Here is a 26487-nt window from a genome sequence, read left to right as displayed (position 1 = left end):
CTAGACTCGTTGCCATGAAAGCCTCTGTGCGTCTATTACTCGTTCTGCTGATCAGCCTTGCGCTACCCGCAAGCGGTATGGCTGCGCTTGAGCTAAGCGCAGAGCCATGCCAGATGCAGGGCGATATGGACGTCTTCCCGCATCTCGCACACCAACCTATCGCTCAGGACGAGGATGCGCACTCGCATGCTGGCAACCCACTGTGTAAAAGCGGTCACCAGTGCAAGACCGGAAGTTTGGTGCAGACCGGCATCACCCAGCCCATTTTCACCGCGTCGCTGGCGCAACTCGTAGCTCACTACCCCGCGTTCTTTCCCGCCCGCTCCGGCGCCGACGTCTGGCGCCCCCCGCGTTACTGATTCCATCGCTGACCTGAATCGTCCCACGCACATGCGTTGAGACGCTGTAGGCATGCCGTCGCGGCATGCAGGAAACCGAGGAATCCAATCCATGATCTCCCGATTGATAGGGAAGTATCGGCCGTTCGCTGGCGTGCTGGTTGCCGCTGCGTTTGGCTTGCCTGGTGTAGCCAGCGGCCTGACGCTCGACGATGCCCTGAGCCTTGCACAACAGCAGGCGCCTTCGCTGCGTGCCGAAGCGTCCAGGCTGCACGCCGCGCGTAGCGAGGCCGTCGCCGCTGGCGAGCTACCCGACCCGAAACTGCTGCTGGGCCTGCAGAACCTGCCCATCGAGGGCGCCGAGCGCTGGAGTCTCGATGACGATGGCATGACCATGCGCATGGTCGGCCTGATGCAAGAAGTGCCAAGCCGCGACAAGCGCAAGGCGCGCACCGATGTGGCACGAGCGACTGTCGATCGCGCGAATGCCTCGCGCGAGGTGGAAACGCTCAAGGTGTATTTGGCGACGGCCCAGGCATGGATAGCTACCCATGCCGTGGAGCGCAAAATCCGACTGTTCGAGCAGTTGTTCGAGGAGAACCGCCTGCTCGCCGAAGCGATTCGGGCCCGTATTGCCGGAGGGCGCGGGCAGCTGACCGACAGCGTCACGGCGAAGCAGCGAGCAGCGCTACTGGCCGAGCGCCAGGATGAACTGGAGCAGCAACGCCGCCAGGCCCGCGCGGCACTGGTGCGCTGGGTCGGTAACGATGGCAATCAACCCCTGGCCGGCGAGCTGCCTCGTTGGGCCATTGCCCCTGGGCAACTGGCGCAGCGGGTTGCCGCGCACCCGCAATTGACGGCCTATGCACCGATGACTCAGGAAGCGCAGGCCCGCATTCGTGAAGCGGTCGCCGAGAAGCAGATCGACTGGAGTTGGGAGGTCAGCTACCTCAAGCGCGGCCGTGAGTATGGCGACATGGTCAACCTGCAGTTCAGCTTCGACCTGCCGGTCTTCCAGCGCTCGCGGCAAAACCCACGGATCGCCGCGCGCTACGCCGAGCTCGAGCAACTGGAAGCCGAGCGCGAAGCCATGACGCGCGAAGTCGTGGAGCAGTTGGCCATCGAACTGGCGGATCTGGAACGGCTGCAGCGCGCGCTTGAGCGCAACGCTGAGGTGCTGCTGCCGCTGGGGGAGGAAAAGGTGGAGCTGGCCATGGCCGGCTATCGCGCAGGGAGCAGCGATCTGGATGAGGTGCTTGCAGCACGTAACGAGCTGATCGAAACCCGTCTTAAACACATCGACCTGCAAGGTCTGCTAGCCATCGCTGCGGCGCGCCTGCACCTCGCTTATGGAGAAGCCAAATGAGCCGGATTACTTTCGCAAGCGTCGCCCTGGCCGGGCTGACCGCGGTGATCGGTGCGGGCGGCGGCTACTGGCTTGCCAGCTCTGCTAATCACGGCTCCGAACACGCCGCATCCGTCGTCGGTAGCCAAGCCCAGGTGCTCTATTGGTACGACCCGATGGTGCCGCAGCAGCGTTTCGAAAAACCGGGCAAGTCACCGTTCATGGACATGGATCTGGTGCCGCGCTACGCCAACGAAGGCGGCGATGTCGCCGCCATCAGTATCGATCCCGGCATCACGCAAAATCTCGGTGTTCGCTTGGCTGTCGTCAGTCGCGGGCAGATGACGAACCAGGTAGAAGCGGTCGGTGTGCTCGAATACAACGCGCGCGATGTCGCTGTCGTTCAGGCGCGGGCCAGCGGTTTCGTTGAACGCGTGTATCGGCATGCGCCCGGTGATCTGCTAGCCAAAGGCGCACCGCTCGCCGATCTGCTGATCCCCGAGTGGACGGCCGCCCAGGAGGAATATCTGGCCCTGCGGCGAATCGGCGAGCCGGCATTGCTGGCGGCCGCACGGCAGCGGCTACGGCTGGTTGGAATGCCGGCGGTGACCATCAACCAGCTCGAGCGCAGTGGCAAAATCAACGCGTCCGTCACCATTTCCACTCCGATCGCCGGCGTACTGCAGGAGCTGGATGTTCGTGAAGGCATGACGCTTGCTGCCGGTGCTTCGCTGGCGCGGATGAATGGGCTGGACAGCGTCTGGCTGGAAGTCGCGGTGCCGGAGGCGCAAAGCCAGGGCATCCGCGTCGGCCAGCGCGCCACCGCACGGCTCCCGGCGCTACCGGGACAACCCATCGAGGGTGAGATCACCGCGGTGCTGCCGCAAGCCAATGCTGCAAGCCGCACCCTGCGTGTGCGGGTGCAGCTGCCCAATCCGGGCGGACTGCTGCGCCCTGGGCTGACGGCTCAGGCCAGCCTGGCCGGCGGAGAGGGGGCATTGGCTCTGCTGATTCCCAGCGAGGCCGTAATCCGCACGGGCCAACGCAGCCTGGTGATGCTGGCCGAGCCCGGCGGGCGTTATCGCCCGGTCGAAGTGCAGACCGGGCGGGAGAATGGCAGCCAGACCGTCATCCTCAGCGGATTGGACGAAGGGCAACAGGTGGTCGCATCCGGGCAGTTCCTGCTGGATTCGGAAGCCAGCCTGCGCGGAATCGTCGCGCCACCGGCCGCCAGTGATACGGGCCACGTACACCATCAGGCGCAGCCAACGCCCGCCTTACACGAGTCCGAAGGCCGCGTCCTGGCGCTGAGCGACACTCGAATGAAGATCGCCCATGGGCCGTTCCATACGCTCGGCATGCCGGGCATGACCATGACGTTCACGGTGGTCGATGCGGCATTGCTGCAGAACATCAAGGTGGAAGACCGGGTCCGTTTCGCCGTGAGGGAAACTGACGAGGGTTTGCTGGTCGAGCGGGTTCAGACTCTGGAGAAGCAGCCATGATTGCCGCGCTGATTCGTTGGTCCGTGCTGAACCGCTTTCTCGTGCTGCTGGCAACGTTGTTGATGACCGCCGTAGGCATCTGGTCCGTGCGCACCACGCCGATTGATGCGCTGCCGGACCTGTCCGATGTGCAGGTGATCATTCGCACGCCCTATCCGGGACAGGCACCGCAGATCGTCGAGAATCAGGTGACCTACCCACTGACCACGACGATGCTCTCGGTGCCCGGCGCGAAGACCGTGCGAGGCTATTCGTTCTTCGGCGACAGCTTCGTCTATGTGCTGTTCGAGGACGGCACCGACCTCTACTGGGCGCGCTCGCGGGTGCTGGAGTATCTGAGCCAGGTCCAGAGTCGCCTGCCGGCCAGCGCCAAGCCATCACTCGGGCCGGACGCTACCGGCGTTGGCTGGATCTACCAGTACGCGCTGGTCGACCGCAGCGGTACGCACGACCTGGCGCAGCTGCGCAGCCTGCAGGATTGGTTCCTCAAGTACGAATTGATCACGCTGCCCAACGTGGCCGAAGTGGCGACCATCGGCGGCATGGTCAAGCAGTATCAGGTCGTACTCGATCCGCTGAAGATGGCCAGCCTTGCGGTGACCCAGGCCCAAGTGATCGAAGCGATCGGCATGGCCAACCAGGAAACCGGTGGTGCGGTGCTCGAACTGGCCGAGACCGAGTACATGGTCCGCGCATCCGGCTATCTGCAGACGCTCGATGACTTTCGTCAGATTCCGTTGCAGCTCAGCGCCGGCGTGCCGGTGACACTGGGCGACATCGCGCATGTTCAGCTCGGTCCGGAAATGCGCCGGGGCATCGCTGAGCTCGATGGGGAAGGGGAAACGGTCGGCGGCGTGGTGATTCTGCGCAGCGGCAAGAACGCGCGGGAAACCCTCGCCGCCGTACATAGCAAGCTTGAGGAGCTGAAGACCAGCCTGCCCAAGGGCGTCGAAATCGTTACCACCTACGACCGTAGCCAGCTGATCGACCGTGCGGTGGAGAATCTCAGCTTCAAGCTGCTGGAGGAGCTCATCGTCGTCGCCCTGGTGTGCGGCATCTTCCTCTGGCACTTGCGCTCCTCGCTGGTGGCCATCGTCTCGCTGCCCATCGGGATACTGATCGCCTTCGTCGTGATGCGTTACCAGGGCATCAACGCCAACATCATGTCGCTCGGCGGTATTGCCATTGCCATCGGCGCGATGGTCGATGCCGCGGTGGTGATGATCGAGAACGCTCACAAGAAGGCTGAAGCCTGGCGTCACGCCAATCCGGGCAGGGCGCTGGAAGGCGAAGAACACTGGCGAGTCATGACCAGCGCAGCGGAGGAGGTCGGCCCAGCGCTGTTCTTCTGTCTGCTGATCATCACGCTGTCGTTCATTCCAGTGTTCACCCTCGAAGCGCAGGAAGGCCGCCTCTTTGGGCCTCTGGCCTTTACCAAGACCTATGCCATGGCGGCCGCAGCTGGGCTTTCCGTCACCCTGGTGCCGGTGCTGATGGGCTACTGGATTCGCGGCAAGCTGCCGGACGAGGCGCGCAATCCGCTCAACCGCGGGCTGGTACGAATTTATCGCCCTGCGCTGAATGCAGTGCTGGATCACCCGAAGGCAACCATCGTGGTAGCCGTGCTGATCCTGGCTACCACGCTGTGGCCGATGTCACGGCTGGGCGGCGAGTTTCTGCCACCGATGGACGAGGGCGATCTGCTCTACATGCCTTCGGCGCTGCCGGGGCTGTCGGCGCAGAAGGCCGCGCAGTTGCTGCAGCAGACCGATCGGATGATCCGCACGGTCCCGGAAGTCGAGACGGTCTTCGGCAAGGCCGGCCGCGCGGAGTCGGCCACCGATCCGGCGCCGCTGGAAATGTTCGAGACCACCATTCGCTTCAAGCCGCGCGAGCAGTGGCGCGTTGGAATGACCCCGGAAAAGCTGGTCGACGAGTTGGACAGGGCCGTGCAGGTGCCAGGCCTGACCAACATCTGGATTCCGCCGATCCGCAACCGCATCGATATGCTCGCCACCGGCATCAAAAGCCCAATCGGGGTGAAGATCGCCGGCGCCAACCTGGAGGAGATCGACCGGATCAGCCAACAGGTGGAAGCCGTCGCCAAGCAGGTTCCGGGTGTCAGCTCGGCGCTGGCCGAGCGTCTGGTTGGCGGGCGCTATGTCGATATCGACATCGACAGGCGGGACGCCGCGCGCTATGGCCTGAATATCGCCGATGTGCAGTCGATCGTGTCTAGCGCCATCGGTGGTGAAACCGTCGGCGAAACCGTTGAGGGGCTGGCGCGCTACCCGATCAGCGTGCGCTATCCACGCGAATGGCGGGATACGCCCCAGGCGCTGGAGCAATTACCGATCCTCACACCGCAGGGCAGCCAGATCACCCTCGGCAGCGTGGCGCGGGTGCGCGTCAGTGACGGTCCGCCGATGTTGCGTAGCGAAAACGCGCGGCTGGCCGGCTGGGTGTACGTCGATGTGCGCGGCCGCGACATCGCTTCGGTCGTTGCTGATCTGCGCGTGGCGATCAGCGCCCAAATCACCCTGCTACCTGGCATGAGCCTGAGCTACTCGGGGCAGTTCGAGTTCCTCGAGCGCGCCAACGAGCGGCTCAAGCTGGTCGTTCCGGCCACCTTGCTGATCATCTTCGTGTTGCTCTACCTGACCTTCAGTCGTCTGGATGAGGCCGTGCTGATCATGCTGACACTGCCGTTCGCGCTGACTGGCGGCGTCTGGTTCCTCTATCTGATGGGCTACAACCTGTCGGTGGCGACCGGTGTCGGCTTTATCGCGCTGGCAGGGGTCGCTGCGGAGTTCGGTGTGATCATGCTGCTCTACTTGAAGAATGCCTGGGCTGATCGGCAGCGCGACGGGCTGCATGACGAAGCCGCGCTGTGCGACGCCATCCGAGAAGGCGCGGTGCAACGGGTTCGTCCGAAAGCAATGACCGTGGCGGTGATCGTCGCCGGGCTGCTGCCGATCCTCCTAGGCGCTGGCACCGGCAGCGAAGTGATGAGCCGCATTGCCGCGCCAATGGTCGGCGGCATGCTGAGCGCGCCGTTGCTGTCGCTGTTCGTGATCCCGGCCGCCTATCGTTTGATGCGCAGGCCACGGGGGCGGCGAGGCGTCCGGGCGGGACCGTTACATCAGCAACAGTAGGGCCGAATATCCCAGCGACCCGAGCAGGAAACCGCCGATTGTGCTGTTTCGCTCAGACGGCAGTTCTTCCTTGAGCACATTGAGAATGATGGCCCCGGCAATGAATGCGGTAACCGCTGAAATGCCCACCTCGGATAACTCGATGGCTGTGCCGAACGCCCAGCCGACCAGCGTCGAGCCGGCCAGGATCCATCGGCCACGCCGGGCGAACAGTTGCTGGTGGTCATGCTGCAACGCCACGTCGTTGACCATGAAATGCAGCGCCATGGCGACCGTGTACCAGATCAGCTCCAGCGGCTGCGCTGGGTCGCGATTAGCCAGGATGTAGCCGATCAATGCGTTGTAGCCAGCGAACGCGCCAATGTGGAGCCAGAACACACTTGCATGGGACGGCGCCTCGTCGGGGCGCTCGCTGCGGTGCTGCTTGATTAACCGTTCCAGCCCGTAAAAACAGGCCAGGCCGAGCAAGGCCAGCAGGTAAGCGTGGTGTTCCAGGTAGCGCAGTGGGTGGAACCCGCTATCCTCCATCACCTGTTGCCCTTGGGCCAGTTCAGGGAGCAGGTGTACGAACACGTAGGCCACGGCAACACCACCGGCCACCGAGAGCCAGCGGTTACGCGGTGACTCGTGCAGCTTGCTTAGCCTTCCGGCCAGTACATGGGTGGCTGTCAGCGCCAGGGCAGCGATCAGCGTGAGCATGGGAAAACGTGCGAAATGTTCATTCCGTTGTGACTTTCGCCGTCCATCGGCGTTCAGCATGCAGTTCGTCGGCTTACGGTCCCTACTTATGATCTCGATCAGTTAGCCGCGTCTTGATCGGCCAGGTCGATCTTTTTTTTGATAGAGTTCGCTTCTGAAAAAGCGAGCAGCCAGCCAGCTTTCAATACGGTCAATGAGGTGTCTGCTTGATTAGGGTGCTGGTGGTCGATGACCACGATCTGGTTCGCACGGGCATCAGTCGCATGCTTGCCGATATCTCAGGGCTGCAGGTGATAGGCCAGGCGGACAGTGGCGAAGATGCCATTCGCAAAGCGCGTGAGCTCAAGCCCGATGTTGTCCTCATGGACGTCAAGATGCCGGGTATCGGTGGCCTTGAGGCGACCCGTAAGTTGCTGCGCAGCTATCCGGATCTGAAGGTCATTGCCGTAACCATCTGCGAAGAAGATCCTTTTCCGACACGCCTCTTGCAGGCTGGGGCAGCTGGCTATCTGACCAAGGGCGCTGCGCTGGAGGAAATGGTGCAGGCGATCCGTATGGTCTTCGGCGGCCAGCGTTACATCAGCCCGCAGATCGCACAGCAGCTGGCCCTGAAGTCGTTTCAGCCGCAACTTAGCGAGTCACCGTTCGACCTGTTATCCGAGCGCGAAATCCAGATTGCGCTGATGATCGCCAACTGTCAGAAGGTCCAGAGCATCTCCGACAAACTCTGTCTTTCGCCGAAAACGGTCAACACTTATCGTTATCGCATCTTCGAAAAGCTATCGATTACCAGTGATGTCGAGCTCGCCCTGCTGGCGGTTCGCCACGGGATGGTCGACACCGTCAACTGATGACAGAAGCCTTCGACTCATCGGCGTTCCTGGCGGCCTGTAGCGGCCGGCCGGGCGTGTATCGCATGTTCGATGCGCAGGCCAAGCTGCTCTACGTCGGCAAGGCCAAGAACCTCAAGAAACGACTGGCCAGTTATTTCCGCAAGACCGGCCAGGCGCCGAAAACCGCTGCGCTGGTGGCGAAGATCGCGCAGGTGGAAACCACCATCACCGCGAACGAAACCGAAGCCTTGCTGCTCGAGCAGACCCTGATCAAGCAGTGGCGCCCGCCGTACAACATCCTGCTGCGCGACGATAAATCCTATCCCTATGTATTCCTCTCGGCGGGCGACTTTCCACGGCTGAGCATCCATCGTGGGGCGAAGAAAGAGCCGGGACGTTACTTCGGACCCTATCCCAGCGCCGGGGCGATTCGCGAGAGTCTGAGTCTGCTGCAGAAGGCCTTCTTCGTGCGCCAATGCGAAGACAGTTATTACCGAAACCGCACACGGCCGTGCCTGCAGTACCAGATCAAACGCTGCAAGGCGCCTTGCGTGAATCTGGTGGACGCGGACGAGTACGCCGAAGACGTACGCCATTCGGTGATGTTCCTTGAAGGCCGCAGTAATGCGTTGTCTGAAGAGCTCTCGCGCAATATGGAAAAGGCGGCGATGAACCTGGATTTCGAGCGCGCCGCCGAAATCCGCGATCAGATCGGCATCCTGCGCCGTGTGCAGGACCAGCAGAGCATGGAAGGCGGCACCGGTGATGTGGATATCGTCGCCGCGGTAGTCAGCCCTGGCGGTGCCTGCGTTCATCTGATCACCGTACGCGGCGGCCGTGTGTTGGGCAGCAAGAATTTCTTCCCGCAGGTGGCGATCGAAGAGAGCGTCAGCGAGGTGCTGCAGGCCTTTTTGGAGCAGTACTACCTGGGCGCTGCCGAGCGCGATTTGCCCGCCGAGTTGATCGTCAACGCTGTGCACGAAGATTTCCCTACGCTGATCAACGCCATTTCCGAGCTGCGCAGCGTCGAGCTCACCATCACTCATCGCGTGCGTGGCACGCGCGCGCGCTGGCAGCAGCTGGCGCTGACTAACGCCGAGCAGGCGATGGGCGCGCGCCTGGCCAACCGTCAGCATCTGTCTGCACGCTTCGAAGCATTGGCTGAGGCGCTGGATCTCGACGAGCCACCGCAGCGCTTGGAATGCTTCGATATCAGCCATTCCAGTGGCGAGGCGACGGTAGCCTCCTGCGTTGTGTTCGGTCCTGAAGGCCCACTCAAATCCGACTATCGCCGCTACAACATCGAAGGTGTCACCGCAGGCGATGACTACGCGGCGATGCATCAGGCGCTGTCCAGACGCTTTCGCAAGGTGGCGGAAGGCGAGGGCAAGCTGCCGGACATCCTGCTGGTCGATGGCGGCAAGGGTCAGCTCAACATGGCGCGCGAGGTACTCGAAGAGCTTGCCGTGCCGGAACTGATCCTGCTCGGCGTAGCCAAGGGGGTGACGCGCAAGCCGGGGCTGGAAACCCTCTACCTCAACGATGCGGCCCACGAGTTCACGCTACCCGCGGACTCACCGGCGCTTCATCTGATCCAGCAGGTGCGCGACGAAGCCCACCGTTTCGCCATCACCGGCCACCGCGCCAGGCGCGGAAAAACGCGTCGAACCTCAACGCTGGAGGAGGTTCCGGGCATTGGCCCGAAGCGTCGTCGCGAACTGCTGACGCATTTTGGTGGTCTTCAGGAACTGTGCAGGGCCAGCCTCGACGAGATCGCCAAGGCCCCCGGTATCAGTAAAAAGCTTGCCGAGTCGATTTATGCCGCTCTGCACAGTGAGTAGACTGTCCCCCGAATTCCGCCGATCAGTGGTACCGATGAATATCCCGAACCTGCTCACCGTTCTACGCGTGCTGCTGATACCTGTTTTTATTTTGCTTTTTTATCTTCCGTTCTACTGGAGCTACCTCGCCGCGAGCGCAGTATTCACCGTGGCTGCGCTGACCGACTGGCTGGACGGCTACCTTGCCCGGCGGCTGGGACAAAGCACGCCGTTCGGGGCCTTTCTCGACCCGGTCGCCGACAAGCTGATGGTTGCCGTCGCGTTGGTGCTGTTGGTCGAAGAGCATTCGAACCTCTGGCTGACGTTGCCTGCTGCGATCATTATTGGCCGGGAGATCGTCGTCTCGGCGCTGCGCGAATGGATGGCCGAACTGGGCGCTCGGGCCCACGTGGCGGTCTCGAACCTGGGCAAGTGGAAGACCGCTGCGCAAATGGTCGCGTTGGTGATTCTATTGGCGAACCCGCCGCAACCGACGATCTGGGTCGGCTCCGGCTATGCATTGCTGATCGTGGCGGCGGGCCTGACGTTGTGGTCGATGATCAATTACCTGATGGCGGCATGGCCGCACCTGAGTCCCACCGAAAAGAAATAAAACTTTTTTAATCAAAGGGTTGACGGCAGCATCCGATCGTATAGAATGGCGCCCGTCACCAAGACGATGCGGGAATAGCTCAGTTGGTAGAGCACGACCTTGCCAAGGTCGGGGTCGCGAGTTCGAGTCTCGTTTCCCGCTCCAGTTTGTAAGATCGCGCCGCAGATGTTATGCGGCGCCTTCGTTTTGAGGCCGGTTGGCAGAGTGGTTATGCAGCGGATTGCAAATCCGTGTACGCCGGTTCGATTCCGACATCGGCCTCCATATTGAAAAGCCCCAAGCAACTCGTTGCTTGGGGCTTTTTCTTTTGCGCGAAAGAATGTTGAGTTCTTCGGGCATCAACAACGTGTTCATCAGCCGGCGACTCCGCAAAGGCTATCTATACTTCGTGAGCGCCTCTTGCGCCGGAGAATAGCCATGCGACGCCTCACAGCTTTTGCCTTTGCCGTCCTGTTCAGTTCGCCGCTGCTGGCGATGCACTGCCCAATGGATATGGCCAAGATCGACGAGCAGCTCAAGACCAATCCGCCAAAGGACGCTGCGACCCTGCAACAGGTGCGCGAATTGCGCGCCGAGGGCGAGCAGTTGCATCAGGCCGGCAAGCACGCCGATTCGGTAAGAGTGCTCGGCCGGGCGCTGTATCTGTTGGGTCTGAAGCCCTGATCAACGCGATCGGCGTAGCCCTACCAGCAGCCAGAACAGCAGGCCCAGCACCGGGAAAACGGCGATGCCAATCGCCCAGAGTGCCTTTGCGCCTACTGTTCGCTCACTTTTGAATACGCTGATGATCGCCAGCAGATTCAGCGCTATCACAGCTACAGCGGCCGCAATGGCCAGGTAAGTCATCGTATCGGACACTTCTCACTCTCCTGACAGTTCACTTATGAGGCCGTGAACTGCACAGGACGGTTCCGTTCGACGAAGCCGTGCTGCATTTGCCGCACGGAGACGAGGCGATCACTCAGCCAAGCAACTGCTGAAGCTCATCACTGCTCGGCACCTTGCCCTCGACGACTATGTCGTCTTCCACTGCGAGTGCTGGGGTGCGCATGATGCCCGCGTCGATGATGGCGTTGACGTCGGTGACTTTCTCGACCTGGAACTCCAGCCCGAGCCTCCGCGCGGCTGCTTCGGCGTTGGCGGTGAGTTGCTGGCACTTGGCGCAGCCTGATCCATAAACAGTCAGTTTCATCGTCGTTCTCACATCAATTGGCCATAGAGATAGCCGCTGAGCGTGGCCATAACCACCACCAGCGAGCAGTACACGATCGTTTTCTGGGTGCCGAGCACGGTGCGAATCACCAGCATGTTCGGTAAGGACAATGCAGGCCCGGCCAGCAGGATCGCCAGCGCCGGGCCCTTGCCCATGCCCGCGCCCAGCAGACCCTCGACAATGGGTACCTCGGTCAGGGTGGAAAAGTACATGAATGCGCCGAGGACCGAGGCGAGGAGGGTGGAGGTGAAACTGTTGTCGCCTACAGCCCAGACCACCCATTCGCTGGGGATCAGCCCTTCGTGGCCGGGCCTGCCAAGCAGCATGCCGGCGATTAGCACTCCACCAAGCAGTAGCGGCATGATCTGCTTGGTGAAGTCCCAGCTCTGGCCAACCCATTCCTGACCGGCCGCATTCTCGCGACTGGCCTGCAGCATCAATCCCGCGATACCTATGATCATGGCGAGCTCAGGCCATTGCGGCGCGAGCAGAGCGCTCGCAGCGACCAGCGCGCCGATCACGAGCAGCGGTTGTACCGACCACTTCCAGCGGCGTACCAGCAATGTCGCCAGCAAGATCGCAAGCGTTGCGGTGATTGGCCATTTCCAGGCATGCACGGCCATCCAGGCCGAGTTCTCCGCACTGGCCCAGTTGGCGAATACCAGGATGCCAATCATCAAGCTGAACAAAGCGACGATGTCGCCGAGGGGGTGTTCGCTGTCGGCACCGGCGAAGCCGCGGGCACTTTTGGCAGCGCGTGCGGCCTCTTCGTGACGGTAGAGCAGGTGCATGATGGCGCCGATTACCAGTGCGAACACGATCGCACCAACTGCGCGAGCAATGCCGAGCTCGGCGCCCAGTATCTTGGCGGTGACCACGATGGCCATGACATTGATCGCCGGCCCGGAGTAGAGAAAGGCGATTGCCGCACCGAGGCCGGCGCCGCGCTTGTAGATGCCGCCGAACAGCGGCAATACGGTGCAGGAGCACACCGCCAGCAGCGTGCCGGCGACGGATGCCACACCGAACGCCACTGGCTTCGGCGAAGCCGGGCCAAGGTGCTTCATCACCGCGCCCTGGCTGATGTAGACCGCCATCGCACCGGCTATAACAAACGCCGGCAGCAAACAGAGGATTACATGCTCCCGGGCGTACCACTGCGTCAGGCGCAAGCCTTCCAGTACCGCGTTTTCGAAACGCGGCTGGCCCATCGGCAGGAAGAAGATCGCAAGGAACGCCGCGCACATGCCGAGCAGTACCTTGGCTTCGGTGGGATGGCCCCGCCAGAAGTCACCCAAGTGCGCCCGCAGCGAAGGTGGTGTGTTACGGATTGGTGCAGGCTGTTCTTGCGCAGGGCCGTCCATGTCTGTGCTTCCTCTCAGGCCACTGCATCGATAGTAGCCAGCCTGCGCGCAGCCTGGCTGATCAGGGTCAAGCGCTGGTGAGTGTTTCCTTGCTCAGCCAGCCGGTAGTGCTCGGTTGTACCAATCACGGCTGCGGTTGATGCTGCGCACCAGCCAGAGCATGACCGGTACCTCGATCAATACGCCAACCACGGTCGCAAGAGCGGCACCTGAATTGAAGCCATAGAGCACGATGGCGACGGCAACGGCCAGCTCGAAAAAGTTCGAGGCACCGATCATTGCGGAGGGGCCCGCAACATCGTGACGAACCTGAAAGCGACGATTGAGCCAGTAGCCGAGCCCTGCAATGAACAGTGTTTGCAACAGGATTGGTACCGCGAGCATGGCAATGATCAAGGGCTGGGCAACGATCGCTTCGCCCTGGAATGAGAACAGTAGAACCAGGGTCGCCAGCAACGCCACGATGGAATACGGCTGAACCTTCGTCAGCGCCGCCTGGAAAGACTGATCCCCCCGTTTCATCAATCGCGCGCGGATGAATTGCGCGATGGCCAGCGGAATGACGATGTACATCACTACGGAAAGCAGCAGGGTGTCCCAGGGCACCGGGATCGATGACACGCCGAGTAGTAGCGCGACGATTGGCGCGAAGGCGAACACCATCACCACGTCGTTCAGCGCGACCTGGGTCAGGGTGAAATTGGCGTTGCCGTTACAGAGATTGCTCCAGACGAAGACCATCGCGGTGCAAGGCGCGGCGCCGAGCAGAATCAGGCCGGCCATGTAGCTGTCCAGCTCGGAAGCCGGTAGCCACGGTGCGAACACGTGTTTGATGAATACCCAGCCGAGCAGGGCCATGGTGAATGGCTTCACCGCCCAGTTGATAAACAGCGTGACGCCCATGCTCGCCCGCTGCGCATAGACCTCTCGCAGAGCGGAGAAATCGATCTTCATCAGCATCGGAATAATCATCACCCATATCAGCAGGCCGACCGGGATGTTCACGTGGGCGACTTCCAGCGCACCGACGGCTTGCGCGGCGTCGGGTAGGCTGAGACCGAGCAGGGTGCCGGCAATGATGCAGAGGAAAACCCAGAGCGTCAGATAACGCTCGAAAAATCCGAGCGGGGCGCCGGCGGCTTTCTTGCCGACTACTTCACATTGACTGGACATCGCTAAGTACACCTTTTCGCATGATGATCGGGTTGCGTTCGTATTACTGCGGGTTCTGTGATGGCGTCGTGGCAAGTGCCTGCGCGACCTGTTCAACGGTGCTTCGCGCCGTGCGCGTGACGCCGATCAGCGTGCCTGAAGCCATGCCGGTCCAGTCGCCGTAGCCCACCAGCCAGAGATTGGGCTGCGTCGCGACACGGGTACCTTCCACCTGCACCTTGCCATCTGCCTCGACGAGGCCGAGTTGACGCAGATGATCCAGCGCCGGGCGGAAACCGGTGCACCAGATCACCGCGTCGAGCTCCTCGCGACGCCCATCCGTCCATTCAACGCCCGTTCCGGTGAAGCGAGCAAAGGGGCGTTCGGCCACCAGTACGCCGCGCTCACGGGCTTCGCGTACCGCTGGCACCATGACGATGTCACCGAAGCCGCCTACCGGCTCGTCGATGCTGCGCCCCTCCTGCTGAGCCTTCCAGCGCGCAGTGGCGCGCTCGAACAGTACGCGCCCATCGACGTCGTCGGGCAGAAACGCCGGTGCCTCCTGGGTGATCCAGAGTGTCTCGCTGACTTTCGATACCTCGGCAAGTATTTGCGCGCCGGAGTTGCCGCCGCCTATCACCATTACCCGTTTACCTGCGAAGGAAGCCGAATCGCGGTAGTGAGCCGAATGGATCTGTTGACCCTGGAAATCCTCACGACCCTGATAGGCCGGAATGAATGGCTTGCTCCAGGTGCCAGTTGCGCTGATGACAGCACGAGCCAGCCAGTGCCGATCGCCGGCTTGCACCTGCCAGAGATCGTCGACGCGATTGATCGCATCGACGCGGACCGGTCGCTGGATTGGGAACTGGTAGCGGTCTTCGTAATGTCGCAAATAACCGATAACGTCGTTGCGCGTTGGATTGCCCGGTTCCGCTGGAGCAGGCATTTGCCAGCCGGCAATTGAGCTCCAGGCAGCAGGTGAGAACAACCTCAGCGACTCCCAAGCGTGCAGCCAGGCCCCGCCAGGGCCGGATTGCTCGTCGAGCAGCAGATAGGACAGCGATGTGCGACGCAGGAAATACGCGGATGTCAGAGCAGACTGTCCGGCGCCGATGATGATCACATCGAGAACGTTGGGCGCTGTCATCAAGCGGCTCCCGTAAAGACTAATATTCGTTCAGTGCTATATATGTTTTATGGAATATACGCCTATTGCTCTGGCTGAACAAATCGATGCTCTGTACAGCATAGCTAGGTTAGAAAGCTAGGACGACCTGGCGCTTTACATACTTATTCGATAAACAATATATTCTCCCAGGCATATATTTTGGAGATCCGCTTCATGGCCTACAAAGCTCGCGTCCTGTTCGTCTGCGTTGCCAATTCGGCGCGCTCTCAGCTCGCCGAGGCGCTGTTACGGCATACCGATTCGGATCACTTCGAGGCATTCAGTGCGGGCACTGCCCCTACGCAGGTCGATCCACACGCGTTGGCCGCGCTCGAGCAGCTGGGTGTTGCGTCAGCCGGCTTGCGCAGCAAAGCACTGGCGGAGCTGGAAGGGCAGCAGTTCGATTTCGTCATCACGCTGTGTGACAAGTCATCGCTGGAGTGCCATGCGCTGCCTGGCGCCGGTGAATACATCGCCTGGAACTTCGAAGACCCCGCGGCTAGCGACCAACCGGATGCCTACCGGCACACCCTTCACGAGATACACGAACGCATCAAGATGTTCGTGCTGGTCAAGAACAAGCGTTGAGAAGGCAAATCAATGGTCGAGCACCTGACACCCACCACCGTATTCAAATGCCTGGCAGACGAGACCCGCGTGCGGATCGCATTGCTCATCGCCCGTGAAGGCGAGCTGTGCGTATGCGAATTGACCTGCGCACTGGATGAAAGCCAGCCGAAGATCTCTCGGCACCTGGCGCTGCTGCGCGGATGCGGAATTCTGGAAGACCGCCGGCAGGGCCAGTGGGTTTATTACCGGCTCCATCCGCACCTGCCTGACTGGGTCACCGACATGCTGCAGCCGATCCTGACGGCCAACAAGAACTGGCTAAGCGACAACGTGCAGCGCCTCGAACATATGCGTAACCGCCCCGAGCGCGCGAGTTCCTGTGCCTGAATCAAGGACCACCATGAAGATTCTTTTTCTCTGCACCGCCAACAGCTGCCGCAGCATTCTTGCCGAGGCACTGTTCAATCACCTCGCGCCAGCCGGCTTGCGCGGATTCAGTGCTGGCAGCGAGCCAAGAGCCGAGATCAATCCGCTGACGCTTGAAGCGCTAGCGCGAGCAGGGATTTCGGCGGACGGGCTGTACAGCAAGAGCAGCGACGCGCATCAGGTGCTGAATCCTGACTTCGTCATCACCGTCTGCGATAAGGCCGCCGGTGAGGCGTGCCCGGTGTACTTCGGGCCGGCCACCAAGGCGCACTGGGGGCTTGCCGATCCCTCCGAGAGCGTTGGAAGCCTTGAGGAAGTCGAGGCGGCGTTCGATGCGACTCTGGCCAGTCTCAAGCGCCGTATCGCAGCGTTTCTCGCACTGCCGCTCGCCCAGCTGGATGCCGCTGCGCTGAAAACGGAGTTGGCTCGCATCGGCACGCTTTGAACTTGCAGGAGAAATTTGATGAACGACGATCTACCCAACATCGACTCCGATCTGCTGGATTTGCCTGACCTCGACAAGCTCGACCTGCCGGCAGATCTGGAGCACAAACCGCGCATTCTGTTGCTCTATGGCTCCAATCGGGAGCGCTCCTTCAGTCGCCTGCTGGTGCAGGAAGCCGCGCGTTTGCTCGAACGTTTCGGCGCCGAGACGCGTATCTTCAATCCGGCAGGGTTGCCGTTACCGGACGATGCGCCAGACAGCCACCCGAAGGTTCAGGAACTGCGCGAGCTGATGCAGTGGTCGGAAGGGCAGGTTTGGTGTTCGCCAGAACGTCACGGCTCGATGAGCGCGGTGTTCAAGGCGCAGATCGACTGGGTGCCGCTGGCCATTGGCGCGGTGCGGCCGACCCAGGGCAAGACGCTGGCGATCATGCAGGTCAGCGGTGGCTCGCAATCATTCAACGCACTGAACCAGATGCGCGTGCTGGGCCGCTGGATGCGCATGGTCACCATCCCCAACCAGTCCTCCGTAGCCAAGGTCTTTCTCGAATTCGACGACGCCGGACGGATGAAGCCGTCGGCCTATTACGACCGCGTGGTGGACGTGATGGAGGAGCTGATCAAGTTCACCCTGCTGCTGCGCGGCCGGGCCGGCTATCTGGTCGATCGCTATTCGGAACGCAAGGAGTCGGCCGAAGCGCTGTCCCGTCGCGTTAATCAACGCTCCATCTGACTTTCATTCAGGAGTCGCCCGCGTGTCCAACCATCCCTATGACGTTCTCGATGTTCCAGGCAGCGCTGCCAAGCTGATCTTCACGCCTTGCCCCGGCAGCAAGGACACCAGCGTCGACGAGGCGCTGGCCACGTTGCAAGCGGCTGGCGCCGAGGCGCTGATCACCTTGATGCCTGCTGAAGAGCTGGCGCGTAACGAAGCGACGCAGCTGTCCCAGCTGTGCGACGAGCGCAACCTCGAGTGGTTCCATTTGCCTGTGGCCGACGAGCAAGTACCGCTCGCGGATTTCGATCAGGCCTGGGGGCAATCCGCAGCCCGAATCAATGAACTGCTGAATGCCGGGAAAAGCGTTGCCGTTCATTGTAAAGGTGGCTCCGGGCGTACCGGTTTGATCGCGGCGCGCATCCTGATGGATCGGGAAGTGCCGCGCGAAACCGCCATCACCAGTGTCCAGGCGTTGCGTCCCAAGGCTATCCAGCATCCGGCGCATCTGAGCTGGATAGAGCGCTTCGGCGAATGACGAGGCCAGCATGCTGAATACGCTTGGCCTGTTCGTGATCACCGCGGTCGCAGAAATCGTCGGTTGCTACCTGCCGTACCTCTGGTTGAAACAGGGCAAGAGTATCTGGTTGCTGGTGCCGGCGGCGCTCTCACTGGCGCTGTTCGCCTGGTTGCTGTCATTGCATCCGACTGCTGCCGGGCGTGTGTATGCGGCGTACGGCGGTGTGTATGTCGGCGTGGCGCTGGTCTGGCTGTGGCTGGTCGACGGCGTTCGCCCGACCTGGTGGGACCTGCTTGGCTGCGCCGTGGCGTTGCTGGGCATGGCGATCATCATGTTTGCGCCACGAACCCCCTGATTCACCTTTCGAAAGCGAGTCTTGCATGAGTATCAAAGTGGGCATCAACGGCTTCGGCCGCATTGGACGTCTGGCATTGCGTGCCGCGTGGGATTGGCCCGAGCTGGAATTCGTTCAGATCAACGATCCGGCGGGCGATGCGGCTACTCATGCCCACCTGCTGAACTTCGATTCCGTCCATGGCCGCTGGCAGTACGAAGCGGGTGCCGAGGGCGACTGCCTGGTGATAAACGGGCGGCGGGTTACGGTCAGTGCCAACAAGACCATTGCCGATACCGACTGGTCGGGCTGCGATCTGGTCATCGAGGCCAGTGGCAAGATGAAGACCGTCGCGGTGCTACAGCAATATCTGGATCAGGGCGTGAAACGTGTGGTGGTCAGCGCGCCGGTGAAGGAGCCAGGTGCACTGAACGTCGTCATGGGCGTCAACGATGGTCTGTTCGATCCGGCGCAGCATCGCATCGTCACCGCGGCTTCCTGCACCACCAACTGCCTGGCGCCGGTGGTCAAGGTCATCCACGAGCAGTTGGGTATCCGCCACGGCTCGATCACCACGATTCACGACCTGACCAACACACAGAGCATTCTCGACCAGCCGCACAAGGATCTGCGTCGCGCGCGCGCCTCAGGCATGAGCCTGATACCCACGACCACCGGATCGGCCACCGCCATCGCGAAAATCTTTCCTGAGCTGCGCGGCAAGCTGAATGGTCATGCCGTACGCGTGCCGCTGGCCAATGCGTCGCTGACCGATTGCGTGTTCGAGGTGGAGCGCGCAACCGATGCTGTCGAGGTAAATCAGCTGCTCAAGGCGGCGGCTGATGGCGAGTTAAAGGGGGTTCTCGGGTACGAGGAGCGGCCACTGGTTTCCATCGATTACCGCACCGATCCACGCTCGTCGATTATCGATGCGCTGTCGACCATGGTGGTCAATGGTACCCAGGTGAAGATCTATGCCTGGTACGACAACGAATGGGGCTACGCCAACCGGACCGTCGAACTGGCACGCAAGGTGGGATTGGCCGTGTGATGCGCCGTTGAGTGGCGCTTTGCTGAGAGCGGTGCGGGTTATGGAAGGTCGGCAGGGTGGTGGGCTGGAGCCCACCCGACAAATCTATGACTCGATGGGTGGGCTTTACCCCATCTCTCTTTTTCTCGACTTGCCACGCCGTCGCTCCTCTCCAATCTGGCTACGCAATACACCTGATCAATCAAACCGGAACCCGCCATGCAAGCCCTTGCGCGACTATCTCCCGAGGTGCGTCAGTACCTGATCGTCACCGGTAACTACTGGGCGTTCACGCTTACCGATGGTGCCCTGCGCATGCTGGTGGTGCTGCATTTCCATGCGCTGGGCTACTCACCGCTGCAGATCGCGGCGCTGTTTCTGTTCTACGAGGTGTTCGGTGTCATCACCAATCTGGTCGGCGGCTACCTCGGTGCGCGGCTCGGGCTGAATCGGACGATGAACCTCGGCCTGGCGATGCAGGTCGTGGCGCTGCTGATGCTCACCGTGCCGGCTGCATGGCTGACGGTTCCCTGGGTGATGGGCGCGCAAGCGCTGTCCGGCATCGCCAAGGACCTAAACAAGATGTCGGCCAAGAGTTCGATCAAGCTTCTGGTGCCCGATAGCCAGCAGGGCACGCTGTACAAGTGGATCGCCATCCTCACTGGCTCGAAAAATGCGCTCAAGGGTGTCGGATTCTTCCTGGGCGGCGCGTTGCTCACACTGCTTGGATTCGCCGGTGCGGTGTTGGCGATGGCTGCGGTGCTGGCGGTGATCTGGCTTTGCAGCCTGGTGCTGCTAAAAAAGGATCTTGGCAAGGCGAAGGCCAAACCGAAATTCAAGGACATCCTCTCCAAAAGCCAGGCGATCAATGTGCTGTCTGCGGCGCGGTTGTTTCTCTTCGGGGCGCGCGACGTGTGGTTCGTCATCGCACTGCCGGTGTATCTGAGTACCGTGTTTGGCTGGAGTTTCTGGATGGTCGGCGGCTTTTTGGCCTGCTGGGTTATCGGCTACGGCATCGTCCAATCGATAGCGCCGGCCATTACCGGCAAGCGTAGTGGGCAGGTTCCTGACGGACGCGCTGCCTTCATCTGGGCTGCTCTGTTGGCGGCGCTACCCGCGGCGATTGCGATAGGCCTGACAACTGATGCTTCGCCGCAATGGGTGTTGATCGGCGGGCTGTTGCTGTTCGGCGCACTGTTCGCGGTGAACTCTTCGCTGCACAGCTACCTGATCGTCAGCTATGCCAAGGAAGACGGCGTCTCGCTGGACGTGGGCTTTTACTACATGTCCAACGCCATGGGCCGGCTGATCGGCACCTTGCTGTCCGGCTGGGTGTTCCAGGCCTACGGGTTGCAGGCCTGCTTGTGGGTTTCGTCATTGTTCGTGCTGCTCGCTGCGCTCATCTCGCTGCGCTTACCTCGTCATGCGCAGTAGTCGGCAGGTCGGGCGGAGCGACGCCCGACCTGCATCGCTCAGTACGTGTACTGCAGCTGTGCCCAGAGCTTGTCAGTGTCCACCGAGTAGTCATCCGCGTCGTAGCCAGCATACTTGACCGTTGCGACCAGCCCCTTGACCAGCGGAATGGCGCGGCTGTAGCCGATGTTGATCTCTTCTCCGTACTGCTGGCTGCCGCGCTCGGCGCGGAAGTCGTGGTACCAGGCCTGCAACGTGCCGCCAAACAACGGTAGGGTGCCGCCGAGATAGACGTCCTGCACACCGTCTGCCGGTGTCAGCAGAAAGGTATCCGCCCAGCCTTGAAAAGCGTGTTTGGTGGCCAGCGGGGTTTGGAAGGCACGATTGCCCGGCCCCGAGTCGCCGCCCAGCACCTCAACGCCCGCTTTCACTGTTGCACCTTGTACCGCATAACCCAGCTCGGCCAGGTAGTACTCGCTGCTCAGCTCCTGCGGATTGCCTGCGTAGTCTTGCTGGTGTGCATATTCAAGCGCGTAGCTGATGCCTTGGACGGCACCGTTCAGGCGCAGGCCGGTGGTCTTGCTGGATAGGGTGCCCAGCGCTGCGGCGGGCGCAGTGGCGATGTTATCGAGACCCAGTAAATAGCTGTAGCCCGTGACGTTCAGTTCCGGCGCAAGGGCATAGCGGGCGTTGAACAGGTGGCTGTGGCCTTCGATGTTGGCCGGGTTGGCGCGGTTGTCGAAACGGTTGTCGCCCGGGCCGAAGATTGTGTTGATGTTGTCGAGGTAGGCGTAGGTCAGCGTCAGCTTATCGAGCGGTTGCAGCTGGGCCAGCACACCGTCGTAGGTCTGCTCGTTTTGCCGCCAACCGACGCCACCGACGAAGCGTTGATTGTCCAGGTTGATGCGCTGACGACCAGCGACCGCGTTGCCAAGGGTATGGTCATAACGCAACAGTGCCTGGTTGATTTCGCTGCCATCAGGGTCGGGTACAGCCGAGTAGTCAGTCTGGCCGTTGCGTGTGCTGTTGTAGGCGGCATCACCCAATCGACTTACGTTGTCTGCTTCGACCAGGGCCGACAAGCCGTACCACTTGCCGGTCTGAAAGCCGACGCGGGTACGCAGCGTCTGGGCGTTGGCGTGCTTGAGTGCATTGTCCTGGTCGACATGCTCGTAGCGATAGCGCAAATCCAGAATCGGCTTTGCGTCGGTGAATAACGTGCTGAAGTTCTCTTGGGCGAAGACTGCAGGGCTGCATAACAGTCCGGCGCTCAGCAGGTAGGGAGTCAGATGATGTGGATGCAGGTTCTTCATGTGCCGCTCCTTGGTTGACATCGGAGCGAACGATAGGCTGCTTACTATTTTTGCCATTGACAGCAGTCAAGGACGGAAAAAGACCCTGGGGCGGACCTGTTGGCGCGCCCCGGTAGCCTTATGGGAGCCTTGCGGACGGTTAGCGGGGCAGGGCAGCTCTTAGCATGCCGATGTCGTGCGCGGCACGCTGGATCAGCGCAGCGGCATTCGGCCCGGACTTGTCCTGTGCGTTGCGGCGGCCACGACGCCAGTGAGCCATCGGCTGGAGTGCGCTGATGTCCGACCGGGTAACCAGATCTTCGAGTGATCGCTTGCTCATGTTCGCGTCCTCACGTGGTGAGTTCGGTGGAGCGTCCGTGCGCCATGGGGAGTCCATGAGCAGAGAATGCGCGGGGTTTGTTACAACGGTTTGGCAGCATCAAACCGGCAGATGAACGGTGGCAGTCGCCTGCGAATCAGACCTCGCCGATTGCACTGACACTGGTGATGCCGGCGTTCCAGATCATCTCGTAGTGGGCGGCCTGGATGATGGAGAGCACACAGCGCGGCGTCATCAGCGCCCAGCAATGCTGGCCTGGCTTGCGCACGGAGTGGTAGCGCAATCCGGGAAATCCATCCTGTCTGGCCTGGCGGCCGAACTGGCGGCTTGCGGAGTAATCCGCGCCATCGTAAATCGGGTTCGTCATCGCTATAGCGGTGGCGTCCAGCAGCCCCGCCTCATTGAATTGGCACGACAGCCCGCGAAAAACGAAGCGCTCGAAATTGAGCCCGTGGATGTTGGACCAATACAGCTCCTGATGATGACGAACCTCGGCCAGCGCGGTTTCCATGCTATCGGCCAGATAGAGCACGCCGTAGCTGCCATCGCTGAAGCGTGACCCCGCCGGATTTACGTGGGTAAAGGGCGCTGTGGCGTAGGAGCAGCCGGGAATGCCAAAGGGGATTTCCGGTCGCGGGATCAGTTCGAGGCGGCCGGTCTCGTTGTGCAGCCGCGGGTTGGTCAAAGCCTGTAGCTGATAGAGCACTTCGAACTCATCGGCATCGGCCACATCATCGAACAGATCAATGGGTGGGAATTTCGAGTTGACCAACCGGTACGCCTGCAGCCTGCCTTCCGGCCGGACCGGCAACCGTTGCGGCACTACCACTGTGCGCCCCTCAAGCTATCGATTCGGCGGAACGACTCATAGAGCGAAATCATGTCGCCCTGCGCCATGACATCCAGCGGCGAACGCCCGTTGAAGAATTCGTTGTGATTGGGCATCGCCGCGAAGCCATAGGTGTTTTCGGGATTGTCGAATATCAGCCGCAGCGCTGCGTGGATGTTCAGGATGAAGCTCACCCGCTGCATCTGATCCGGGTCCAGACTGACCGACCAATCCGGATTGCGCAGCTTGGCTCGAGCATGGGTGCTGCGAGAGATACGCAGAATTCGGCATGCCTGTTCGGTAGTCGCCTGCCATCTATCAAGAATGTTTACCGCGGCACGCAAGCCAGTGGCGCATTGATCCTTGGTAAAGGTGACAGCTTCTAGAAGAGTCGCGCTCATATGTGATCACCTCATTTGAATCTACAGGAGCACAATAACACTATTTGTATCTGTAGATAAAATGCAACGCGAAAGTATCTCCATAAGGCGTGTCACTCGCTGTGGCTGTGGGTAGCGCTGGTGGTGCTGGGCTTGAGCCGGGCACGCCAATGCCAGCCATTTCGCCACGGCTTTCCGTAAACAGTTTGGTATCAATCCCTCTGAGGCCAGGCCGCGACGTCGAGAGGCTTTAATTCCATCATCACCGGAATCACGACAATTTGCTGAAAGCAGTAGGTCCAGCAGAGCCTGAACGTTCCGCAATCACCAAGGCCGCTTTGAAACTAGGGATTTGCGGTGAGGCTGAAAGGTGTCGATTGCCGCGCGGATGCAGCGCTAACAGATTTTCATTTTGTTTCGAGATCTCCTGAACCCGTAGGAAGGCACCGTCATGTCCCTCTCATACTCACTCGTCGCGCTGGCCATCCATATTGCTCACTGTTGCCCTTGGAGCAGATTCGGAGAAAGCCCTGCATCAGCTTCTACTTAATGGAATCACCCGTCGAGATCTAAGGGATAGGCTCGGTAATGTGCGCGTCTCGATTGATGCCCTTAAGACGCTCCAGATTTGCGAGACGGACTCGTCCATTGTAAGGCTGCTTTCGGCCAAAAGCGGGCAGTGGGGAGTGGATAGAGCGGAGCTAGTCCAGAAGCCACCCGGATGTTTCTACACAATCAGGGGCGATTTTGAGAGCCCCATATGTCCACCTTTTCCGGAGAACAACGATTAGTTGCTTGCAACCGACTGAGGGGCGTCCCAGCCGCCACCCAAGGCTTTGAAAGCCGCGACCGCGGCGCGTGCCGATTCAGTTTGCGCCTGGGCCCGCGCGTCGGAGGCACGCAGCAGGTTCTCGTCGGCCTGCAACACCTCGATCAGGCTGACGATGCCTTGCTGATAAGAAGCGAAGGACGCTTGCCGCGCACGAGCAAGCGAACCCACACCCTGCTCGAGCAAACTTGTCTGCAGCTCGCGCTTGACCAGGGCTGAGAAGGCGTTTTCCACATCCTCGGTGGCCCGCAGGGCGGCCAGTCGATAAGCCGCCAGCATCTCGGCTTCCTGACCCTTGGCCAGGTCTATCTGTGCGTCGATACGGCCGAAATCGAACAGCCGCCAGCGCAGGCCAAGCACGCCGGCGGCCTGGCTGGCACCGCTGCCGAACAGATTGCCCCCGGACACCGATGTCGCGCTGCCGATCAACCCGCTCAGGGAAAGCTTGGGGTAATACTCGGCGATGGCGATGCCGATTCGCGCGTTTGCAGCGGCCAGTCGACGCTCGGCCGCCATCAGATCGGGCCGGCGTCTTAGCAGCTCGCCCGGCGATCCCGCCGCCGCAATTTGTGGGGCAACCGGGATGGCAGCGGCTTTGGCCAGGTCTGAGCGATGCGTGCCTGGCGGCGTGCCCAGCATCACATCCAGCGCATTCATCGCCGCGTCCAGGCCCGTTTCAAGCACGGGTACGGATGCCCGCACTTGCGCAAGCGCGCCCTCGACCTGATACAGCTGCAACTCGGCAGCCAGCCCCTGGCTGTACAGCAGGTTGATCGTTGCCAGCAGCTCTTCTTGCGTCTGCACTTGCTGGCGGGCGACGGCGATGCGGGCTTGCAATCCGCGGATGGCGATATAGCTATCGGCGGTCTGCGCCGCCACGGCTAGCCGGGTCGCAGCGGCACCTGCCGCCGAAGCCTGATAGTCAGCCAGCGCCGCTTCACGGTCACGCCGCAGGCCGCCGAAAACGTCCAGTTCCCAGCTCGCGCCGAGATTGGCCTCATGGGCGTTGCCGTAGCGGTCGAAGCCGGGCGTCGAGCTCAGCACCTGTCCCAGCGGTGTTTCAACCGATTGGTAGGCTCTGCCTGTTTGGCCGCTGATCGAGCCGGAGGGTAATAATGCAGCATTGGCTGCCCCTAAGCCTGCACGGGCCTGGGCGACGCGAGCGGCGGCCTGGGCAAGATCGAGGTTCTGCTCCAGCGCCAGGGTCACCAGGCGAGTCAGTTGCGGGTCGGCAAATCCGGCCCACCAGGCGATGAGGTCAGCGTTGGGGTGAGCACTCCGTTGATCTAATGCTGCCTGGCCCATGAAGTCTTCCGGCATGGAGAGCTCGGGGCGGCTGTAGTCAGGGCCGACCACGCAGCCTGCCGAGAGACTGGCGCTGATCAGTACGGCGAGGGTGCGCTTGGATGGCATGGGTATCTTCTTCCTGGGCAAGGTGGAAATTCAACAAGTGACCATAATACATTTTAGTCACTTGTTGTCCATATACCGACTGCTCTGTAGGCTATGCCCCATGAACAAGACACCCTCTCCCAAAGTTACAGCGCGTGGTCCGGTGGACCATGAGGTGCGTGATCAGATCGTGGCCGCGGCTACCGAGCACTTCAGTCGCTATGGCTACGAAAAGACCACGGTCTCCGATCTGGCCAAAGCCATCGGCTTTTCCAAGGCTTATATCTACAAGTTCTTCGAGTCCAAGCAGGCCATCGGCGAGATGATCTGCGCGGGCTGCCTGAGCCAGATCGAGGCCGAGATCAGAGCCGCCGTCGCTGAGGCCGAGCACCCGCCGGAGAAGCTGCGACGGATGTTCAAGGCGCTGGTGGAATCGGGCCTGCGCCTGTTCTTCCAGGACCGTAAGCTCTTCGAAATCGCCGCTTCGGCGGCGACCGAGAACTGGCAGGCGGCGCGCGCCTATGACGGGCGGATCCGGGAATTGCTGCAGGATATCGTGCAGCAAGGCCGGCAATGCGGCGACTTCGAGCGCAAGACGCCCCTTGATGAAGCCGTGATGGCGATCCATCTGGTTATGCGCCCCTACCTCAACCCGCTACTCCTGCAGCACGGCCTCGATTACACCGACCAGGCGCCGGCCCTGCTGTCCAGTCTGATACTGCGCAGCCTGTCTCCATAGCGATTGTGACTATTGACTAAATTGGT

Annotated in this window: 28 protein-coding genes and 2 tRNA genes; 19 read left to right on the top strand and 11 right to left on the bottom strand. The window is 61.3% G+C overall.

Annotated features, from left to right (window positions below; all coding sequences use genetic code 11):
• The first annotated feature begins 14 nt into the window (after window positions 1-14).
• The 4 genes from SM130_RS11655 to SM130_RS11640 all read left to right on the top strand — a co-directional run bounded on the left by SM130_RS11655 (window position 15) and on the right by SM130_RS11640 (window position 6343).
• Window positions 15-359: a hypothetical protein gene (locus SM130_RS11655; protein WP_102825875.1), complete on the top strand. Its 345-nt coding sequence runs from the start codon at window positions 15-17 to the stop codon at window positions 357-359.
• A gap of 91 nt (window positions 360-450) precedes the next feature.
• A complete protein-coding gene (locus SM130_RS11650; protein WP_102825876.1) occupies window positions 451-1704 on the top strand; it encodes a TolC family protein in 1254 nt (417 codons plus the stop codon).
• Window positions 1701-3188, top strand: coding sequence for an efflux RND transporter periplasmic adaptor subunit (locus SM130_RS11645; protein WP_102825877.1), 1488 nt, complete (start codon window positions 1701-1703; stop codon window positions 3186-3188). The genes SM130_RS11650 and SM130_RS11645 overlap by 4 nt, the downstream gene beginning before the upstream one ends.
• Window positions 3185-6343 (top strand): efflux RND transporter permease subunit, encoded by a 3159-nt coding sequence (locus tag SM130_RS11640; RefSeq protein ID WP_102825878.1) that lies wholly within the window; start codon window positions 3185-3187, stop codon window positions 6341-6343. The genes SM130_RS11645 and SM130_RS11640 overlap by 4 nt, the downstream gene beginning before the upstream one ends.
• Here SM130_RS11640 and SM130_RS11635 read toward each other — a convergent pair.
• Window positions 6326-7042 carry a hypothetical protein gene (locus SM130_RS11635; protein WP_102825879.1) on the bottom strand — a complete coding sequence of 239 codons (717 nt, stop codon included), beginning with the start codon at window positions 7040-7042 and terminating at the stop codon, window positions 6326-6328. The two genes, SM130_RS11640 and SM130_RS11635, sit on opposite strands and share 18 nt — an antisense overlap.
• A gap of 206 nt (window positions 7043-7248) precedes the next feature.
• On the opposite strand from SM130_RS11635, the gene gacA reads away from it, so the two are divergent.
• The 6 genes from gacA to SM130_RS11605 all read left to right on the top strand — a co-directional run bounded on the left by gacA (window position 7249) and on the right by SM130_RS11605 (window position 10971).
• Window positions 7249-7893 (top strand): response regulator transcription factor GacA, encoded by a 645-nt coding sequence (gacA, locus tag SM130_RS11630; protein WP_003284948.1) that lies wholly within the window; start codon window positions 7249-7251, stop codon window positions 7891-7893.
• Window positions 7893-9716: an excinuclease ABC subunit UvrC gene (gene uvrC, locus SM130_RS11625; protein ID WP_102825880.1), complete on the top strand. Its 1824-nt coding sequence runs from the start codon at window positions 7893-7895 to the stop codon at window positions 9714-9716. The genes gacA and uvrC overlap by 1 nt, the downstream gene beginning before the upstream one ends.
• A 34-nt stretch (window positions 9717-9750) precedes the next feature.
• Window positions 9751-10308 (top strand): CDP-diacylglycerol--glycerol-3-phosphate 3-phosphatidyltransferase, encoded by a 558-nt coding sequence (gene pgsA / locus SM130_RS11620; protein WP_102825881.1) that lies wholly within the window; start codon window positions 9751-9753, stop codon window positions 10306-10308.
• 68 nt (window positions 10309-10376) lie between these two features.
• Window positions 10377-10452, top strand: a tRNA-Gly gene (locus SM130_RS11615).
• Between the two features lie 46 nt (window positions 10453-10498).
• A tRNA-Cys gene (locus SM130_RS11610) sits at window positions 10499-10572 on the top strand.
• Between the two features lie 153 nt (window positions 10573-10725).
• Window positions 10726-10971 (top strand): hypothetical protein, encoded by a 246-nt coding sequence (locus tag SM130_RS11605; RefSeq protein WP_102825882.1) that lies wholly within the window; start codon window positions 10726-10728, stop codon window positions 10969-10971.
• Here SM130_RS11605 and SM130_RS11600 read toward each other — a convergent pair whose 3' ends face one another.
• From SM130_RS11600 to SM130_RS11580, 5 genes are all read right to left on the bottom strand, one after another.
• Window positions 10972-11154, bottom strand: coding sequence for a PLD nuclease N-terminal domain-containing protein (locus tag SM130_RS11600; RefSeq protein ID WP_102825883.1), 183 nt, complete (start codon window positions 11152-11154; stop codon window positions 10972-10974).
• 115 nt (window positions 11155-11269) lie between these two features.
• Complete coding sequence (locus SM130_RS11595) at window positions 11270-11500, bottom strand: thioredoxin family protein (protein WP_102825884.1); 231 nt, start codon at window positions 11498-11500, stop codon at window positions 11270-11272.
• An 8-nt stretch (window positions 11501-11508) separates the two neighbouring features.
• The gene (locus SM130_RS11590; RefSeq protein ID WP_102825885.1) at window positions 11509-12885 is read right to left on the bottom strand and encodes a permease; all 1377 of its coding nucleotides are present in this window, start codon (window positions 12883-12885) and stop codon (window positions 11509-11511) included.
• Between the two features lie 93 nt (window positions 12886-12978).
• Window positions 12979-14058 carry an ACR3 family arsenite efflux transporter gene (gene arsB, locus SM130_RS11585; protein WP_102825886.1) on the bottom strand — a complete coding sequence of 360 codons (1080 nt, stop codon included), beginning with the start codon at window positions 14056-14058 and terminating at the stop codon, window positions 12979-12981.
• Between the two features lie 43 nt (window positions 14059-14101).
• Entirely contained in the window at window positions 14102-15187 is a 1086-nt protein-coding gene (locus tag SM130_RS11580) for an ArsO family NAD(P)H-dependent flavin-containing monooxygenase (protein ID WP_102825887.1), read from the bottom strand.
• A gap of 195 nt (window positions 15188-15382) precedes the next feature.
• Between SM130_RS11580 and SM130_RS11575 the strand changes: the two genes are divergently transcribed.
• From SM130_RS11575 to arsJ, 8 genes are all read left to right on the top strand, one after another.
• Window positions 15383-15796, top strand: a complete 414-nt coding sequence (locus SM130_RS11575) for an arsenate reductase ArsC (protein ID WP_102825888.1) — start codon at window positions 15383-15385, stop codon at window positions 15794-15796.
• 12 nt (window positions 15797-15808) lie between these two features.
• Window positions 15809-16165, top strand: coding sequence for a metalloregulator ArsR/SmtB family transcription factor (locus SM130_RS11570; RefSeq protein ID WP_102825889.1), 357 nt, complete (start codon window positions 15809-15811; stop codon window positions 16163-16165).
• A 13-nt stretch (window positions 16166-16178) separates the two neighbouring features.
• On the top strand, window positions 16179-16649 hold the full coding sequence (locus SM130_RS11565; protein ID WP_102825890.1) for an arsenate reductase ArsC: 471 nt from the start codon (window positions 16179-16181) through the stop codon (window positions 16647-16649).
• Window positions 16650-16667: 18 nt separating this feature from the next.
• Window positions 16668-17381, top strand: coding sequence for an arsenical resistance protein ArsH (gene arsH / locus SM130_RS11560; RefSeq protein ID WP_102825891.1), 714 nt, complete (start codon window positions 16668-16670; stop codon window positions 17379-17381).
• A gap of 22 nt (window positions 17382-17403) precedes the next feature.
• On the top strand, window positions 17404-17901 hold the full coding sequence (locus SM130_RS11555; protein ID WP_102825892.1) for a dual specificity protein phosphatase family protein: 498 nt from the start codon (window positions 17404-17406) through the stop codon (window positions 17899-17901).
• Between the two features lie 10 nt (window positions 17902-17911).
• Window positions 17912-18238 (top strand): YnfA family protein, encoded by a 327-nt coding sequence (locus SM130_RS11550; protein WP_102825893.1) that lies wholly within the window; start codon window positions 17912-17914, stop codon window positions 18236-18238.
• 25 nt (window positions 18239-18263) lie between these two features.
• A complete protein-coding gene (locus tag SM130_RS11545) occupies window positions 18264-19268 on the top strand; it encodes an ArsJ-associated glyceraldehyde-3-phosphate dehydrogenase (protein WP_102825894.1) in 1005 nt (334 codons plus the stop codon).
• Window positions 19269-19466: 198 nt separating this feature from the next.
• Entirely contained in the window at window positions 19467-20681 is a 1215-nt protein-coding gene (gene arsJ / locus SM130_RS11540) for an organoarsenical effux MFS transporter ArsJ (RefSeq protein ID WP_102825895.1), read from the top strand.
• Window positions 20682-20719: 38 nt separating this feature from the next.
• Here arsJ and SM130_RS11535 read toward each other — a convergent pair whose 3' ends face one another.
• The 5 genes from SM130_RS11535 to SM130_RS11515 all read right to left on the bottom strand — a co-directional run bounded on the left by SM130_RS11535 (window position 20720) and on the right by SM130_RS11515 (window position 25743).
• Window positions 20720-21973, bottom strand: coding sequence for an alginate export family protein (locus SM130_RS11535; protein ID WP_102825896.1), 1254 nt, complete (start codon window positions 21971-21973; stop codon window positions 20720-20722).
• Between the two features lie 139 nt (window positions 21974-22112).
• A complete protein-coding gene (locus tag SM130_RS11530) occupies window positions 22113-22292 on the bottom strand; it encodes a hypothetical protein (protein WP_102825897.1) in 180 nt (59 codons plus the stop codon).
• 136 nt (window positions 22293-22428) lie between these two features.
• Window positions 22429-23115 carry an RES family NAD+ phosphorylase gene (locus tag SM130_RS11525; RefSeq protein ID WP_102826134.1) on the bottom strand — a complete coding sequence of 229 codons (687 nt, stop codon included), beginning with the start codon at window positions 23113-23115 and terminating at the stop codon, window positions 22429-22431.
• A complete protein-coding gene (locus SM130_RS11520; protein ID WP_102825898.1) occupies window positions 23115-23522 on the bottom strand; it encodes an antitoxin Xre-like helix-turn-helix domain-containing protein in 408 nt (135 codons plus the stop codon). The genes SM130_RS11525 and SM130_RS11520 overlap by 1 nt, the downstream gene beginning before the upstream one ends.
• Window positions 23523-24288: 766 nt before the next feature.
• Window positions 24289-25743 (bottom strand): efflux transporter outer membrane subunit, encoded by a 1455-nt coding sequence (locus SM130_RS11515; RefSeq protein WP_102825899.1) that lies wholly within the window; start codon window positions 25741-25743, stop codon window positions 24289-24291.
• A 100-nt stretch (window positions 25744-25843) separates the two neighbouring features.
• On the opposite strand from SM130_RS11515, the gene SM130_RS11510 reads away from it, so the two are divergent.
• Entirely contained in the window at window positions 25844-26461 is a 618-nt protein-coding gene (locus SM130_RS11510) for a TetR/AcrR family transcriptional regulator (protein ID WP_102825900.1), read from the top strand.
• Window positions 26462-26487 lie beyond the last annotated feature (26 nt).

The sequence above is a fragment of the Stutzerimonas stutzeri genome, from assembly GCF_038561965.1.
Classification (GTDB): Bacteria; Pseudomonadota; Gammaproteobacteria; order Pseudomonadales; family Pseudomonadaceae; genus Stutzerimonas; species Stutzerimonas stutzeri_AA.
Note: the sequence above shows the minus strand (reverse complement) of the source record. Positions and strands in the feature narration are given on the sequence as shown.

Bases quoted from the DNA above. Each gene is read 5' to 3' on its own strand.
- SM130_RS11655 (WP_102825875.1), top strand. From the start codon at position 15: ATGAAAGCCTCTGTGCGTCTATTACTCGTTCTGCTGATCAGCCTTGCG.
- SM130_RS11650 (WP_102825876.1), top strand. From the start codon at position 451: ATGATCTCCCGATTGATAGGGAAGTATCGGCCGTTCGCTGGCGTGCTG.
- SM130_RS11645 (WP_102825877.1), top strand. From the start codon at position 1,701: ATGAGCCGGATTACTTTCGCAAGCGTCGCCCTGGCCGGGCTGACCGCG.
- SM130_RS11640 (WP_102825878.1), top strand. From the start codon at position 3,185: ATGATTGCCGCGCTGATTCGTTGGTCCGTGCTGAACCGCTTTCTCGTG.
- SM130_RS11635 (WP_102825879.1), bottom strand. From the start codon at position 7,042: ATGCTCACGCTGATCGCTGCCCTGGCGCTGACAGCCACCCATGTACTG.
- uvrC (WP_102825880.1), top strand. From the start codon at position 7,893: ATGACAGAAGCCTTCGACTCATCGGCGTTCCTGGCGGCCTGTAGCGGC.
- pgsA (WP_102825881.1), top strand. From the start codon at position 9,751: ATGAATATCCCGAACCTGCTCACCGTTCTACGCGTGCTGCTGATACCT.
- SM130_RS11605 (WP_102825882.1), top strand. From the start codon at position 10,726: ATGCGACGCCTCACAGCTTTTGCCTTTGCCGTCCTGTTCAGTTCGCCG.
- SM130_RS11600 (WP_102825883.1), bottom strand. From the start codon at position 11,154: ATGACTTACCTGGCCATTGCGGCCGCTGTAGCTGTGATAGCGCTGAAT.
- SM130_RS11595 (WP_102825884.1), bottom strand. From the start codon at position 11,500: ATGAAACTGACTGTTTATGGATCAGGCTGCGCCAAGTGCCAGCAACTC.
- SM130_RS11590 (WP_102825885.1), bottom strand. From the start codon at position 12,885: ATGGACGGCCCTGCGCAAGAACAGCCTGCACCAATCCGTAACACACCA.
- arsB (WP_102825886.1), bottom strand. From the start codon at position 14,058: ATGTCCAGTCAATGTGAAGTAGTCGGCAAGAAAGCCGCCGGCGCCCCG.
- SM130_RS11580 (WP_102825887.1), bottom strand. From the start codon at position 15,187: ATGACAGCGCCCAACGTTCTCGATGTGATCATCATCGGCGCCGGACAG.
- SM130_RS11575 (WP_102825888.1), top strand. From the start codon at position 15,383: ATGGCCTACAAAGCTCGCGTCCTGTTCGTCTGCGTTGCCAATTCGGCG.
- SM130_RS11570 (WP_102825889.1), top strand. From the start codon at position 15,809: ATGGTCGAGCACCTGACACCCACCACCGTATTCAAATGCCTGGCAGAC.
- SM130_RS11565 (WP_102825890.1), top strand. From the start codon at position 16,179: ATGAAGATTCTTTTTCTCTGCACCGCCAACAGCTGCCGCAGCATTCTT.
- arsH (WP_102825891.1), top strand. From the start codon at position 16,668: ATGAACGACGATCTACCCAACATCGACTCCGATCTGCTGGATTTGCCT.
- SM130_RS11550 (WP_102825893.1), top strand. From the start codon at position 17,912: ATGCTGAATACGCTTGGCCTGTTCGTGATCACCGCGGTCGCAGAAATC.
- SM130_RS11545 (WP_102825894.1), top strand. From the start codon at position 18,264: ATGAGTATCAAAGTGGGCATCAACGGCTTCGGCCGCATTGGACGTCTG.
- arsJ (WP_102825895.1), top strand. From the start codon at position 19,467: ATGCAAGCCCTTGCGCGACTATCTCCCGAGGTGCGTCAGTACCTGATC.
- SM130_RS11535 (WP_102825896.1), bottom strand. From the start codon at position 21,973: ATGAAGAACCTGCATCCACATCATCTGACTCCCTACCTGCTGAGCGCC.
- SM130_RS11530 (WP_102825897.1), bottom strand. From the start codon at position 22,292: ATGAGCAAGCGATCACTCGAAGATCTGGTTACCCGGTCGGACATCAGC.
- SM130_RS11520 (WP_102825898.1), bottom strand. From the start codon at position 23,522: ATGAGCGCGACTCTTCTAGAAGCTGTCACCTTTACCAAGGATCAATGC.
- SM130_RS11515 (WP_102825899.1), bottom strand. From the start codon at position 25,743: ATGCCATCCAAGCGCACCCTCGCCGTACTGATCAGCGCCAGTCTCTCG.
- SM130_RS11510 (WP_102825900.1), top strand. From the start codon at position 25,844: ATGAACAAGACACCCTCTCCCAAAGTTACAGCGCGTGGTCCGGTGGAC.